We start from the raw sequence: 15,885 nt of genomic DNA, 5'->3' as shown, positions 1-15,885 counted from the left end.
ACACCAAATGAACCGCAATAAAGAGATAAATAATAAAAATGCCATTATAGATCTTGGAGATCTGTTTAAGAAGCTGTTTTTCCACTGGCCCCTTTACCTTATCGTATTACTTATAGCCGCTGGTGGTGCTTTTGCATACCTGAAATATGCAAGGCCAAGATATATGTCCAGCGCAAAACTGTACCTGAAAGATGAAAAAAAGAACGGTGAGGAAACTGATCTGTTAAAATCGCTCTCACTGTTCAACAGCGGGAAGAACATTGAAAACGAGATGGAGGTACTTAAATCCCCTATCCTCGTTGAAAAGGTGATCCGCGACAATCGTTTCAATGTGCGCTACTTTGTGAAAGGCACGCTCCGTAATGAAGAGATCTATGAACAGAACCCGCTTGCACTGAAGTTTCTGGGCGACAGTACACACATAGGCAATTACATTTTCGACGTCAGGGAAGACAACAATCTGCTGAAGGTAAAGTGGGTGAATGATCCCAATGATGATGAACATGCTACATTCAACATCCACTCCGGTGAGCCTTTTATGGTGAACAGGGACAGGTTCAGCATTACATTCGACCCGACAGTACCGGATGCGGCCAGCAATACCTACAGGGTACAGATAGATTCGGTAGAAGAGCTGGCTTATAAAAAGATCGACGACATCGGCACAGCCCTGGTGAACAGGGACGCCACGGTTGTGATGGTGACCTATGAAGATAGAATAGCCTCCCGCACAGCACATTTTCTGAATGCACTACTGGATACTTATAACGAATATACCCTGGACGATAAGAACAGGGTAGCGCTGAAAACCATCAGGTTCCTGACTGTGCGTATCGACTCTCTCAGAGACGAACTCGGGTTCCTGGAAAAACAGGAAGAGCGGTTCAAGGTACAACGCGGCATTACCGATATAGAAGGCAGCTCCAAACTGGCGCTGGAACAAGTGAAAGAAGCCGATATCAAACTGAATGACGCCAACATGCAATTGTCTGTATTTGACCAGGTAGAATCTTATATCAATGACCCTTCTACTGATTATCCGTTTGCGCCCGTACTGGGAAATGTAGATCAGGCGCTGACAGGAATGATCAATCGTTATGAAGAGTTGCTGAAGGAAAAGAAAAGGCTTTCCCTTTCACTGCAGCCCGGTAGTATAATATTACAGAACACGGATGCACAGATCAACGATGCCAGGAAGACTATCAAAAACTATATCTCCGGCTATAAGCGCAATGCAGGTGTGGCCCAGAACCAGATGCAATCCAAAGTGAACCAGATCCAGGCCAAGATCGCCAATATCCCTGCTTACGAACGTGAGTACATCAATATCAAAAGGCAACAAAGTGTGAAAGAAAACCTGTACCTGCATCTGCTCAAAAAGAAAGAAGAAGCAGCTATCTCTTATGCCAGCAATGTAACTGACAATAAAGTACTGGCGCCTGCCTTCGTGCCATCCAAACCGGAATCGCCAAAGAAGACGCTGGTGTTTGTAGGCTTCCTTGCTGCCGCTCTTGTGCTGTGTACAGTATACGTTTACATCAAATATTTCCTCAACAATAAGGTACTGGACAAATCAGAAATAGAGCAAGCCTTTGGCAGGCCGGTCATGGCAGAGATCTACCAGGACGAAACAGGCACGAGAGATATGTCACTGCATAACAGGTCTGTATTGCTGGAACAGATCTTTAACCTGCGTACGAACCTCCGCTTCCTGCTCAACGAACATAACAGCTCGGCCACTATCATGATCACGTCCAGCATCTCGGGTGAGGGAAAGACCTTTATGACGGCACACCTGGGCAATGCGCTGACGGTTAATAATAAGAAGGCCATATTACTGGAACTCGACCTGCGCAAACCGAAGCTATCACGCTCCCTCGGACTGGATAACCAGGTCGGTGTTACCAGCTACCTCGTAGAAAGCAAAACATTAGATGAGATCATCAAAAAAGTACCGGGTACAGAAGGATTATATCTTATTTCCTCCGGACCTATCCCACCTAACCCGGTTGAATTGATTGAAAGCAGTCGCATGAAAGCGTTGCTGGAAACATTGAAACAGCGGTTCGATTATATCATTATTGACACTGCGCCGATCGGTATTGTATCGGACTCGAAGAGCCTGGCGCCATATGTAGATTGTACGCTGTTCATGGTGCGCTACAACTTCACATTAAAATCAAAAATGGCCGCTGTAGCAGAGAATATCAGGGAGAGTTTCTTCCGGAAAACAGGTGTCATTTTCAATGGTATAGAACAGGATTCTTTCTATCCATACTATTACTATGATCATTACTCGTATTCTGAGAATCGTCATAAGACAAAGATGTGGTCAGCATTTGCTAAAAAAATGAAACAACGCATTGCATAAGATATTCAGAAATAGCGGTTGGTTGCTGGTAGATAAACTTGCCAGGTTGTTCATAGGTCTTATCACGATGGCTATGATAGCGCGTCATATCGGCCCGGAGGCATTTGGCATCTGGAACTATGCGATCGCCCTGACAGCAATTGTGGGAAGCCTCGCCATTCTCGGGCTTGATAAAGTAGTGGTGAAGGAAGTAGTATCAAATCCTGATAGACAGGATAGCATTATTGCGTCTACACTGGCCATACGTTTTGCAGCAGGAATTATTGCATTCCTTTGCTGCGCCGCCATTGTGCTGGCCACCAAACGCCATTTGCCGGCGTACCTGTATTGTACCATCATCACAGCATTGAATATCATCATGCTGAGTTTCGATGTATTTGATTATTTCTACCAGGCAAAAAATGAAGTACATAAAGTAATTATTCCCAAGGTTACCCTCTTTGTGACCTTCTGTGTTATTAAGATCATGTTCGTATATTTTAACGGCACACTGCTTCACTTTGTATGGCTGTCATTTGCCGAGTTGCTGCTAACCTATCTGACGATACTGGTCTTTTATCTGAAAGAAGGCAACCGTCTTTTTACAGTGATCAGTTTTCCGGAGATGAAATATCTTTTCCTTCATAGCTGGCCGCTGATGTTCACAGGCGTGTTGATACTGCTATATGTAAAGGCCGATCAGTTATTGCTGGACACGTTAAGCACTTCGGTTCAACTGGGCGAGTATGCTGCGGCAGCAAGGATCTCCGAACTATGGTATGCACTTCCGACTGTACTGGCTACCGCCATATTACCGGGTTTAATATCCAAAAGACAGGAGAACATGTCTGCCTATATGTATGCAATTGAAAGATGGCTGCGTCTCTCTTTTTGGGTAAGTACGGCGATTGCAGTAGTGATGACTTTTTCATCAGCAGGCATCGCACACTGGTTGTACGGTGATCAATTCCCGCGGTCAGGGCTCATCTTATCCATTCATATCTGGGCCAATATTCCCGTATTCTTAAGCACTGCACTGATGCAATACCAGCTGATAGAAGGCGCTTATAAAACAAATCTTTATTCCAGCTGCGCAGGTTTGCTTGTAAATATTGTGATCAACATTCTGCTCATTCCATCTATGGGAGGAGTGGGTGCTGCCATTGCCACTGTTGTTTCCTACATCGTTGTAGGCACTACAGTGGTCGTACTGGACAAAACCGGAAGACTGGCGATGCTTATTCCCAGGATGATATCGCCCGCACTGGCCCTGGCAGATACAAAATACATCGTGGACGCCCTGAAATTATTTACAGACAATTTTTTATCAGTAATACGTGAAAAGTACTTGACGAAATGACGAGTGTAAAAAAAATAATAGCAACCCTTGCCTCAAAAGTTGCCCCACAGATCCGCTATCTGGCGCCTGCGTATAGCTCGGAAGGAGAAGATCTGATACTGAAGAGGATATTCGACAATAAGACCAATGGCGTATATGTAGATGTAGGAGCACATCATCCTTTCCGTGTATCGAATACATACCTGTTCTATAAAATGAAATGGACAGGCATTAACATAGACCCTATGCCTGGTTCCAAAGCATTATTCGACAGGTACCGGCCAGACGATGTCAACCTGGAAATGGGTGTATCGGCTGTGAGACAACAGCTGACCTATCACATTTTTAATGAACCGGCATTGAACACATTTTCCAATGCCAAAGTGGAGGAGTATACACAAGATCCAAAATATCAGGTGCTAAAAGAAAAAAAGATCGAGACATGGCCATTAGCTGATATCCTTGATCACTATCTGCCAGCCGGCAGGTCCATTGACTTTCTCACCATCGATGCGGAAGGACTGGACATGGATGTGCTGCGTTCTAACAACTGGAACAAATACAGACCCACCTACATATTGGTGGAGTCTGATCCCTTCCTGCTTTCGGATATGCAGCACTCCGAACTGGGACAATTTATGCAAGAGGCGGGTTATGCCATATTTGCGAAGACCTATTACACCTACTTCTTTAAAAACCTGCGTCATGAGTAAGTTATATGTTCAATATGGTTGCGGCCCATTCTCGGCACCTAAAGGCTGGAAAAACTTTGATGCCTCTCCTACCCTTCGCATACAGCAGCTGCCGCTGATAGGCGGCCTGCTAAAGAACAGGATGCACGTTACATTCCCAGAAGATGTACTGTTGGGAGATATCCTGAAAGACCTCCCTGGTATTGCGCCCAATTCCTGTGATGGTGTATACTGTTCTCATGTGCTTGAACACCTCGCTTACGACGACTGCCTGCTGGCTATCCGTAATACCTATAGTATACTTAAACCAGGCGGTTGTTTCCGCTGTGTGGTGCCCGACCTGGAAAGTGCAGCAAGGGAATATGTGCAGGATCTCAGCAACAATGACAGGGAAGCAAACACCAAGTTCCTGGAGAAAACCATGCTGGGAAAAAAACAAAGGATACGCGGGTTAAAGGGATTGCTACAGACTACCCTCGGCAACAGGGAACATCTGTACATGTGGGATACACCATCGTTGAAGAACATACTGCTACAGGCAGGTTTTACCCAGGTCAGGACCTGTAGCTTCAATGACTGTAAAGATGATATGTTCAGGCTTGTAGAAGAGGAATCGAGATTCGAGAATGCAGTAGCGCTGGAAGCGATAAAATAATTGAAATTGAATACACCTATTCTCCTATTAATTTTTAACCGTCCCCATCAGACGTTGCGGATACTCGAGAGTATACGGCAGCAACAACCTGCGCGGTTGTTCATTGCAGCTGATGGCCCTCGTCAGCATAAAGATAGAGAAGCTGCATTATGCAGTCAAACCAGGGAGCTTGTATTAAAACAGATAGACTGGCCCTGCGAAGTGCATACTTTATTCAGAGAACACAATCTTGGTTGTGCCACTGCTGTAAGTAAGGCCATTGACTGGTTCTTCTCACAGGTAGAGGAAGGTATTATACTGGAAGACGACTGCATGCCCGACCCTTCTTTCTATAATTTCTGTACAGTATTACTGGAACGCTACCGTCACGATACACGCATGATGCACATTGGCGGCAGTAATTACCAGGCGGGTATTACAAGAGGAAATGCCTCCTACTATTTCTCCCGTTACGCACACATCTGGGGATGGGCCACCTGGAGAAGGGCCTGGGAGATGTATGATTTCACATTGCTAAGATACAAAGGCGCATCAACGGAAGACCTGCCCATTGAATTTACCAGAGACCTTGAAGCGTTTTATGAACAGAAGATGGATACCTGGGATACGCAATGGTTCCTGTCAGTACTTTTTAACAAAGGACTGGCAATAACGCCTAACACGAACATCATCAGAAATATCGGTTACGGAAAAGAAGCAACACATACTAAAAGTGAGCCCGCATGGTTCAAAAAAATGGAATATGGCACTATTACACAACTCATTCATCCCGCTGAAATAACCGCAGACGCAGTAGCAGATGCTTATACGATGGATACGGTATTTAACTGCAGCCCACTTTTCTACATGGTAAAAAAGATCATTAAGAATAATACGCTCTTGTATAACCTGTACAAGCGCATATCATAATTTACTATGGCAGATACAATCTATGACATACTTGTAAGCAGCAATATATATGTGGAGGTTTTCAAGGAGACCATGCCACTGGTGATTGCCGGCGCCTTATTACACCTGCATTATAAAAACCGGATCACTGCACTGGAGGCCATCCTGTATGCGTTTGCCACAGAGGCGTACACGATGCTGCGGGTAGGACCTACATTTACCGCGACCTTCTTTGTGAGCATAGCCTTTATGTTTGAGCAGCTGCACCTGCTTATAAAGGGGCAGATATATGTTCACCGGAAGTATCTCCTATTGCTGATACTTCCTGCCCTGTCGAGTTTTGCCATCTTCCTGATCGTACAACTGTATAAGGACCCCTTCTATTATCCACCCGGTAAGCAAACGGCCTTCTATTTGCGACCGGTTTATTTCTATGTGAAAACATATCTGCCACTATTCGCTATCGGCGCCAAGATCCTGCAGGATAAGGAACAGATAACATTCGACTTCTTTTCCGGTGTAATGAAGAAGATCGCAAAGTTCTCTTTTGTGATAGCGATACTTCAGATCTTCTGCCAGATCATCCTACGCAATGAAACCCTCGGTGAGATACTGGGTTTGCAGCGCCGGTATATGATAGAGGCGTCCACATTTGTATTCAGTGTTCGTGTACAGGCGCTGTTTGGAGAGCCAAAAGTATTCAGCGCATTCCTTTCCCTGTGCATTCCACTGTTCATGAGAGACAAGGAATACCGCATGGCAGCCCTTGCTATAGTTATGGGTATCCTGACAGTATCTCAAACATTCTGGATCAATATGCTGTCGGCCACCCTCGTTTTTATGCTGGTATCCGGGATAGCTTCCACCAGGCTAAAAATAGCCAGCACACTGGGTATCATCATTGGGTTGTTCCTCATCATCGCTGAATCGAAAGAGTACTTTATAAAGCTGTATGCTAAAAATCAGAATAGCACCATGTACCAGCTTGTATTCAAACGATCCGTATACAGGTATGATAATGAGATCTGGCAGAAAAATAATGTGATACTGGGTATGCCTTTACAGCGCGATATGGAGCTGCCCGTGGTCGACTTCTTCAAAGATCAGCCCTACCTGCTCCTTTCGGGTTATGGCGCCGGTAACAGCACATTTATTCCTGCACAGTATTTCTTCGGACAGATGAACTATGAAAACAGATTGAATGGTATAGGCGGTCATAATCTCAATATGCGATGGTTTTATATACTGGCGGAATTCGGCATATTCTCACTGTTCATTTTCTTTTTCATACTCACGCAGACCAAACCTGGAATCCTCCCCTTTGAAAGCAGTTATTTCGCTTTTATATGGGTGTGTTTCTTCTTTAGTCAGATAGACCTCTTCCTGATCATTACAGCGTTGTTATGCGCTTATGATCCCGACGAAGCTCCATCGCTGTCAGTATATAAACCTGAATATTCTTACTAGGATCATGCAGATATTTCTCGACAATATTGTTTTCTCCATACAAAGAGCGGGCGGCGTGTCCGTTTACTGGTATGAGCTGTTGCAGGGCATGTGCAATGCGGGCCTGGCTGTCAATTTCCTGAATGCAAAACTTAATCCTGAGAATATCTTCGAACAACAACTGGACTACCGCAATCATCGCTGCATCCGTGAAAGCTGGATCCCATCCAAATATCTGCGCTATCTGCCCCTTCAGTATACACTGCCTCCCAACGCCATATTTCACGGCGGCTACCTGCGGGTTTCTCCTCAGAAGAATATTGTGAATATCATGACGGTACATGACTTTGCACATGAAAGAAGGATCGCTACTCCTTTTCCCCGCGGACTGGCAAACACCAGGCAAAAAGCATATGGCATTAAAAGAGCGGATGGCATTATCTGTATTTCCGACAGCACCAGGAAAGAACTGTTACACTTCTACCCTGATACCGATCCTTCAAAACTGAGAGTAGTCCACCATGGCATTGCAGACACTTTCTTTCCGCTGGACAAAACCAGATCATCCACCACAGAACTATCAGCTTTAGCAACCAGACCTTACATATTGTACGTAGGGGGCCGAAACAACTACAAGAACTTCAACATTGCAGTAGATGTCATTGCACAACTGCCTGCACAATATAAACTGGTGATAGCCGGTGGCGGCATCTGGAGTAAACAGGAGCAACTACTCGTGGAAGAAAAGATCCCCGGGCGTTATTTTATTATGGAAAATGTACACTCTTCAGATCTGAATATACTTTACAATTATGCCTGGTGTCTTCTTTATCCCTCCGCCTACGAAGGATTTGGATTCCCTCCCGGAGAAGCTATGAAGGCGGGATGCCCTGTAGTAGCTACCAACTCCACTTCCATACCCGAGGTAACCGGCAACGCAGGCCTGCTGGCAACTGAAATATCCGCAACTGCATTTACAGAAAAAATATTACTGCTGGAAGATCACGCATTCCGGCAAACGGTTATACAGAATGGTATTAAACAGGCAAGGTTATTCACCTGGCAGAAAAGTGTACAGGAGACGATACGTTTTTATAAAGATTGCTGGAACAATAAATTTTCGTTATGAATCTCATCTTCAAATTAGCAGAAGCTGCTAAAGTTTTCTTACAATCCGGCAGAGGCCTGACGTCATTGTTAAAAAAAGGCGTGTCCATTGCTTCAACACAGCTGTTGCACAATTGTAAACACTACATTCCGGAAGTAAACACTATCTTGGATGTAGGTGCTAACCGCGGACAGTTTGCCATGACCGCAGCACATTTTTACCCCAGGGCTGGCATCCACTCTTTCGAGCCCATACCTGCAGTGTATGCTTTGTTACGACAAAGCACGCGTAATATACCAGGTATACATACTTACAATTTTGCACTGGGCAGTACCAACGGGACGCTCGATTTTTACGCCAATCATTATTCGCATGCCAGTTCAGCACTGCACGTTTCTTCTTTACAACAGCAACTGCTTCCACAAACAGCAGAAGCAGATCAGATAAGTGTGCCTGTAAAATGTATGGATGATCTGCTACCAGACATTTCCGTTAAACATCCGGTTTTACTGAAACTTGACGTACAGGGATTTGAAAAGGAAGTGCTCAAAGGTGCGGTACATAGCCTGGAAGAAATAGATTATCTCCTGTTTGAAACTTCATTTGTGCAGATGTATGACGGAGAACCACTGTTTGATGAAATGCATAACTATGTAAAAGAGCTTGGCTTTGAATTTATAGCGCCTGTAGGCTTTTTACAGACAGATGAATTACAGATCCTGCAAATGGACCTGTTATATAAAAGAAAGAAATAGACCAAAAATCAGTTATCGCTACTAAAGTTATTTCATTGTATTACCAGGATCCCAAAAGCTCATCATTAAAGGCACGCTCAATTATAACCATTTATCATCGACTATATCCTAACGCGTATAAACCGGCATCCATATGAAACATCGTATTCATGCAAGTCAGTTTTTGAGGCAGACTGTTGATTATATAGTATTGACTGCCGCGTTTCTGTTAACACGACAATACATTGCAGCCAAAGGAGATGTGTTCCTGTCGGACTTCAATATTTTCTTACTGATGGCTAGTCTCATTACATGGACGGTAACAGGTACATCACTCCGTTTATACGACGACTATCAGAAAACAGCTTCATTCTCATTTGAGTTTGTAGCTATACTTAAGAATGTCTTGTTGCACGTTTGTGTATTTTCATTCCTGTTCTTTTACTTTTTTAAGTCTTATCCTTATCCGCGTACGTTCACGCTGTTATATGGCGGTTACTTATTTACAGGCATTATTACGACCAAGTATATTGTAAAGAAGTTGTTGCTACGCTGGAGGTCGCAGCACGCCAATCCCAAGAACGTACTGATCGTTGGTACAGGACAAACAGGAATGAACTTTTATCATACGATCACAACTAATAATCATTTCGGTTATAACTGTGTCGGTTTTGTAGATGATCACACCAATGCACAGATAAACGGCCGTTATCTCGGTAAGCTCTCTGAGCTGACACACATCCTTGAATCCAATGAGATTGACGATGTGATAGTAGCGCTTCCCGAAACTGCAAAGGAGCAAACAGCGGACATCATTATGGCAAGCGAAAGAGCAGCTAAAAGAGTAAAGATCATTGCGGATGTACACCAATACTGCACATCCACCACCAGTATGAATCTGCTGGGCACTATCCCCCTGGTGAACATCCGGTCATTCGCATTGGACGATCCAGGCCATCAGCGTCTGAAACGTGCGTTTGACATCGGTCTTACACTGTTCATCTTTATAGCATTCAGCTGGCTTTTTGTATTGATCGCGATACTGATAAAGTTGACTTCCAAAGGGCCTGTGCTCTTTAAGCAGGAAAGATGGGGACTGAAAAATAAAAAGATCACCTGTTATAAATTCCGCTCCATGAAAGTGCAGGCGTCTGAAGTGGACGAAAACGGGAAGTTCCTGCAGGCTACACGAGACGACCAGCGCGTAACAAGCATAGGGCGGTTTCTGCGTAAGACAAACCTGGATGAATTGCCACAATGCATTAATGTATTGATCGGCAATATGTCTTTCGTAGGACCACGTCCACACGCAACACCCCTTCATATAGAGGCAAGGGAAACTGTGGAACATTATATGCTGAGACAGATGGTGAAACCTGGTATTACCGGCTGGGCGCAGGTGAATGGCTGCAGGGGAGAAACCCGTTTCTCAGGGCAAATGCAGAAACGTGTAGACATGGATATCTGGTATATAGAAAATTATAGCTTCTGGCTGGATTGCCAGATCATTTTCCAGACAATGATGAATATGATAAAAGGAGATAAAAACGCCTATTGACGATATGCCTAAACGTTTATTATTGATAGGTGGCAATTTCGCACCGGAACTTACAGGAATAGGAAAATATAACGGGGAGATGATCAGATGGCTGGCAAATAATGGCTATGATTGTACTGTTATTACATCGTTTCCCCACTACCCCCAATGGAAAGTCCAATCTCCTTATGAGAAAAGCAGGTATTGGTTCAGAAAGGAGGTCGCTGAAAATAATAACGTCACTGTTTACAGGTGCCCGCAGTACATTCCTTCCAAGCCCTCGGGAAAGAAGCGGCTCCTGATGGACTTCACCTTTGCGATGTCTGCATCGGTTAAATTATTACAGCTGTTATTCACACGTAGTGTAGATGTTGTGGTGGTAGTAGCACCGCCCTTTCATCTGGGACTGCTGGCTACCCTGTATAAGAAGCTACGTGGCGCCAGGTTTCTTTATCATATACAAGACCTTCAGATCGAAGCGGCCCGCGATCTGAAAATGATCTCTTCCTCTTTCCTGTTAAGGTCATTGTTCGGGATGGAAAAATATATACTACGCCATGCGGATGTTGTCAGCAGTATTTCTGACGGCATGATGAAAAAGGTAGCAGAAAAAACAGGGCGGTCTATATCCTTTTTTCCGAATTGGGTAGACGTAGATCTGTTTCATCCGCTGACCGGAAGAGAACAGATAAAAACGGAATATGGATTTGCAGTAACTGACAAGGTGATATTACATGCCGGTGCTATCGGAGAAAAGCAGGGGCTGGAGGCTATCCTTTATGTAGCCGCCATGATGAAGGAACAGACACATGTCAAATTCCTGATATGTGGTGCTGGTCCTTACCGGGAGCAACTCAGGCAACACGCTACGGAATTGCAACTGAGTAATGTTCATTTCCGTGACCCGGAACCGTTTGACAGGTTTAACCGTTTTCTGAATATGGCAGATGTGCACCTGGTCATTCAGAAAGCCAGTGCCGGCGACCTCGTGATGCCTTCTAAACTGACAACTATACTGGCAGTGGGCGGGCTTGCATTGGTGACAGCGAATGAAGATACCAGCTTACATACACTGGTAAAAGACAATAATATAGGGATTGTAATAGCAGCAGAAGACAGGAACGCCCTAAAGGAAGGTATCTGTACGGCCATCAATAAAAGACAAGAGCATATCGCCAGGAATGCCCGGCAATATGCTCTCAATTATTTGGCTATTGATAAAATAATGTCCCGTTTGGATCGGGCAATATTTACTTCGGTCTCCACTTAAGGTTCGCACCACCTGTAGCGTTGGTCGCTCCGGCATTGTTAGAAATGAACTTCACGTTACAAAAGCTGACTAATGTAACTGTTCCGTCCACCGCCACATACACGGTACCTTCAGTTGCAGTAAAAGGCTGCTGTGTAGTGATTTTCACTGACACCCTTGCCTTACCCGGTTGAACGTCGCCAGTACCAGTCTGCACTGCATACTGACCTTCAGCTGGAGGTTGGTTGCCATTGAATTCAAAGTCAGCGATCGCCAGGTTGTTATTGTTGGCCTGAATCAGATAATTGTTTCCGTTAGGTCTTCCATCTATATCTATAAAAGAGATATTGGAAAACGGATCAATTTCTACCACGTTACTATCAAGACCGCAAGGGTTCCATGGACCAGTTACAACGATCGGGCTGGATGTAGCCGTATAAGTACATCCACCATTTGTTGTTACAGTGAGTGTGTAGGTCTGAGTTCCCTTTGGCGGATTTGGTATTTGTGGTTCTTTTTCATTAGAACTCCAACCGTCAGAGCGTGACCATGTAAAGGTCTTAGGCTCAGAAACGCCAAAAACAGATAATTTCAGGACGCCATTCTGGCCCAGAGGAGCGTTAGAATTGATCGTAAGATTTTGAGTAGGGCATACGCCTCCACCAGTGGTGGATCCACCGCTACCGCATCCTACTAATAACGCTGAAAAACCAATAAATGCTAATAGGAAATATTGCCGCATTGCTGAATGTTCATCAAAACTCTTAATAGTATTATTATAATATTTCAAACAATATTTTGAAATAAGATTCCGTTTAAATGGCTCTATTAGGATACACCTGTTGCTGGCTGACCAGAACCTGATACTCCGGACAACCGAAAAATCTCTTAAATCAGATAAAAACGACAATCTCAATGTTGGCATAATAGTTGCAAAAGGTGTAATTCGAGTAATAAATATAGTAAATAGTTTATTTATTAATATTTTTTTATATTAATAATGTGTGAAGACCATATCGTAGAACCAGATAGAAAAACCATGTAATATCTATCATTAACAAGGACTTGCAGGCTCAAATCCAGCCTATAATTTTTTTTCACTTTTAGTGGACAGGGAGGCCTTTTTCCCAGCTAAAAGGGTAAAAAGTACCCCTTTTTCGCATAAAATGAAAAAGGGCCGGAATGCTATTTCCGGCCCTGAAATCTTATAAAAGTGATCAATTCTATTTACCGATACTGATCGTTTGTTCAGATACGTTCCATCCTGCAACGGTAACAACCGCATTACCACTTTTTCCAATCGCATCACCACTGATGGTCACAACTTTCTCTTCTCCAGGTAACACCGATACATAGTTGTCGTTATAGAAAACAGGCAGAATGCGCTTCTTTGTTTTGCTATCTACCAGCGATACCCTGCTAAAGAACGCAACAGGGCCATTGGCCGGATTGCTGATCTTCACCCTAATACTGTCAGGACCAGCCTTTTGTGCCACTATCTGTACTTTCGCCGCCTGCATTTTCTGTAAGCCGGAGTAATTACCGGTACTATCAGGGAACCAATACAGGTTATCATCTATGATCTGCTGATCTTTATCCCTTAAACGAGCTGACAGGAACATCCCCTCTTTCGCGCCCATTTTATCCATCGCTCCCTTCACAGAGAGATACTTCTGTACCGTTTTGGGGCTGATCTCAGTAAATACTTGTGTAAGCTGCTTTTTCTCTCCCTTCATGTTATATACACTGAGTTCCAGCATAACATCGGAATGGTACCTGAAGGTGTTATTTACGGTATATATAGTACCATCTACAGGATTACACATAACGTGCAGCGGAGTAGCGCCGGTACGGTTTCCATATAAACAGGCATTGGGGTCCAGGTAATAATCATACATCTGACCACGTAAAGCTGTCCATGGGTTCTGGGTCTTCCAGATGATCACACCTGTATACCAATCCCACATATGGGCACTGAAGCCTTCCATCAGGCCGCGGTACTGGTCATAATTCACCAGCTGCGCCTTATTGGCGAAGTCCTTTACATCTTTTGCCTTACCATATGGATCTACAAAGTTGAAGTAAGGGATGTACTTATGATAATCCCATACGGAATCCACCCCACCCTTCATATTCTGCGGTACTTTCATATTTGCAGCCGGTATAAAACGCTCAAGTGATTCATAATCACCCACGCCAACGGAACCCACTTCCGAGTTGAAAGGGAATGTGCGCTCGTTCCAGAAAACGGATAAGGGCTGTATATTGTAAGGACCATCGCCATTACCGCCTAAAGTATTGTAAGACATACTGTCGGTATTAGAATAATGGAAGAAGAAACGGGTATTGTCCAGCGAAGGCAGTAAGGAATCCTTGATAGCTGCCAGAATATCCGCCGGAGGCGTGATCTCGTTACCACCGCACCAGAAAGCCAGTGAAGCATGGTTACGCAGCATTTTGATCTGATCGGCCACAGATTCAATGAACAGGTTATGATCGTCAGGATATTGACGGCGGGTCCACTGATCCTCTTTCTTCATAGGATCTACCCATCTTCCGTTACAATCGCCTGACATCCAGAAGTCCTGGAAAACCAGCAACCCATATTTATCGCAGGCTTCATAGAATTCCGGCCTTTCGGTCAGGCTTCCGCCCCAGATACGGATCAGGTTCAGGTTCATATCACGGTGGAAACGTATCTCCGCATCATAACGCTCTTTGCTGAAACGGAACATCGCATCGGAGGTGATCCAGTTACCGCCTTTAATAAAGATCTTCTGGCCATTTACAGCTGTTTCACGGCTGTTGGTGTGTGCATTCCAATAAGTTTGTATTTCCCTTACACCGAAGCTGATATCTTCAGTATCATCTACACCAGCGTTGTCCACAAATTCAAGCTGGAGGTTATACAGGTGTTGAGCACCGTAACCACTTGGCCACCAGAGCTCCGGTTGTTTTAATTCCATATCCGGCAACTGTACCGTTGTAGTAGCATTCGGCGCCAGTGTAACCTTTTTGGAAACAGTGTTTCCTGCCAGTTTATAACGCAGTGTACCTTCTACAGTTTTTGAAGTTGCATTTTCCAGTGTAGCAGCCACCAGGATGTTGGCAGACGCCTGCTCGCCTTCCGGTAATCTTACTCCGGGCACTTTTGTAATCACCTGCGGATCTTTAATACGTACAGCGCCGGTCTTTTCAATGGTCACCTTATCCCAGATACCGGTATTACGGTCACGCATTGGCTGGATCCAGTCCCAACCTGCAGTATATTGCGGTCCTACATTCTTTGCAATGGTACCATCGCCACCCTGGCCGCCGTTCGGATTTCCAACTACAGCAGGAGGATAAACGACTACAGCCAGGCGGTTTTTGCCATCTTTAGCCAGCCATGGTGTAATGTTATAAGAATGACGCAGATACGTTCCAAAATGAGTATTTGCATTCAGGCGGTGACCATTCAGATAAATGTCACAACCGTCATTCACCCCTCTGAAATGTACCCATACCTGGCCGTCAGCGCCGGGTTTCTGTTCAGTAAAGTCCTTTACAAACCAGTAAGTATAATGATCTCTTCCTGTGGTATAAATGTCCGGGATATGCTGGTTATTCATTCCATAGAAAGGATCAGGCACCAGCTTGTTATTCAGCAGTGTAGTTAACACTGTACCCGGTACAGTAGCCGGCAGCCAGCCTGAAAGTTTGTAGGAAGGCGCAGAAAGCGCTTCACCCTTAACAGTGACCTTTGCAATATTGCTACATTGCCATCCACTGTTCAGTTCATATTGGCTTTGTGCTGCCAACGGTAAAAAAGGTGCTAATAAAAGACCTGTTGCATTCAATAATTTTCGAACCATAAGATGCATGAAAGTTTATAGGCAGTGAGCCCC

12 protein-coding genes are annotated in these 15,885 nt (G+C 44.5%); 10 read left to right on the top strand and 2 right to left on the bottom strand.

The window, feature by feature from the left end; translation table 11 throughout:
• Positions 1 to 7 precede the first annotated feature (7 nt).
• The 10 genes from C7475_RS21610 (at position 8) to C7475_RS21565 (ending at position 12,019) form a co-directional block, all read left to right on the top strand.
• Positions 8 to 2,371 carry a polysaccharide biosynthesis tyrosine autokinase gene (locus tag C7475_RS21610; protein WP_158286575.1) on the top strand — a complete coding sequence of 788 codons (2,364 nt, stop codon included), beginning with the start codon at positions 8 to 10 and terminating at the stop codon, positions 2,369 to 2,371.
• Positions 2,364 to 3,710 (top strand): flippase, encoded by a 1,347-nt coding sequence (locus C7475_RS21605; protein WP_110055489.1) that lies wholly within the window; start codon positions 2,364 to 2,366, stop codon positions 3,708 to 3,710. Before C7475_RS21610 ends, C7475_RS21605 begins: the two co-directional genes overlap by 8 nt.
• Positions 3,707 to 4,402: an FkbM family methyltransferase gene (locus tag C7475_RS21600; RefSeq protein ID WP_110055488.1), complete on the top strand. Its 696-nt coding sequence runs from the start codon at positions 3,707 to 3,709 to the stop codon at positions 4,400 to 4,402. The genes C7475_RS21605 and C7475_RS21600 overlap by 4 nt, the downstream gene beginning before the upstream one ends.
• On the top strand, positions 4,395 to 5,036 hold the full coding sequence (locus C7475_RS21595; RefSeq protein WP_110055487.1) for a methyltransferase domain-containing protein: 642 nt from the start codon (positions 4,395 to 4,397) through the stop codon (positions 5,034 to 5,036). The genes C7475_RS21600 and C7475_RS21595 overlap by 8 nt, the downstream gene beginning before the upstream one ends.
• Positions 5,037 to 5,042: 6 nt before the next feature.
• On the top strand, positions 5,043 to 5,945 hold the full coding sequence (locus C7475_RS21590) for a glycosyltransferase family 2 protein (RefSeq protein ID WP_110055792.1): 903 nt from the start codon (positions 5,043 to 5,045) through the stop codon (positions 5,943 to 5,945).
• Between the two features lie 6 nt (positions 5,946 to 5,951).
• Positions 5,952 to 7,391 (top strand): hypothetical protein, encoded by a 1,440-nt coding sequence (locus C7475_RS21585; RefSeq protein WP_110055486.1) that lies wholly within the window; start codon positions 5,952 to 5,954, stop codon positions 7,389 to 7,391.
• A 4-nt stretch (positions 7,392 to 7,395) separates the two neighbouring features.
• Positions 7,396 to 8,499, top strand: a complete 1,104-nt coding sequence (locus tag C7475_RS21580; RefSeq protein WP_158286574.1) for a glycosyltransferase family 1 protein — start codon at positions 7,396 to 7,398, stop codon at positions 8,497 to 8,499.
• A complete protein-coding gene (locus C7475_RS21575; RefSeq protein ID WP_110055484.1) occupies positions 8,496 to 9,233 on the top strand; it encodes an FkbM family methyltransferase in 738 nt (245 codons plus the stop codon). Before C7475_RS21580 ends, C7475_RS21575 begins: the two co-directional genes overlap by 4 nt.
• 133 nt (positions 9,234 to 9,366) lie before the next feature.
• On the top strand, positions 9,367 to 10,770 hold the full coding sequence (locus C7475_RS21570) for an undecaprenyl-phosphate glucose phosphotransferase (protein ID WP_110055483.1): 1,404 nt from the start codon (positions 9,367 to 9,369) through the stop codon (positions 10,768 to 10,770).
• Positions 10,771 to 10,774: 4 nt separating this feature from the next.
• Positions 10,775 to 12,019, top strand: a complete 1,245-nt coding sequence (locus C7475_RS21565) for a WcaI family glycosyltransferase (RefSeq protein WP_110055482.1) — start codon at positions 10,775 to 10,777, stop codon at positions 12,017 to 12,019.
• On the opposite strand, the gene C7475_RS21560 is transcribed toward C7475_RS21565, so the two are convergent.
• Positions 12,000 to 12,740 (bottom strand): hypothetical protein, encoded by a 741-nt coding sequence (locus C7475_RS21560; protein ID WP_110055481.1) that lies wholly within the window; start codon positions 12,738 to 12,740, stop codon positions 12,000 to 12,002. The genes C7475_RS21565 and C7475_RS21560 overlap by 20 nt on opposite strands.
• Positions 12,741 to 13,221: 481 nt before the next feature.
• Positions 13,222 to 15,852, bottom strand: a complete 2,631-nt coding sequence (locus C7475_RS21555; protein WP_233259923.1) for a glycoside hydrolase family 2 TIM barrel-domain containing protein — start codon at positions 15,850 to 15,852, stop codon at positions 13,222 to 13,224.
• Positions 15,853 to 15,885 lie beyond the last annotated feature (33 nt).

This window comes from Chitinophaga sp. S165, from assembly GCF_003182155.1.
Classification (GTDB): domain Bacteria; phylum Bacteroidota; class Bacteroidia; order Chitinophagales; family Chitinophagaceae; genus Chitinophaga.
Note: the sequence above shows the minus strand (reverse complement) of the source record. Positions and strands in the feature narration are given on the sequence as shown.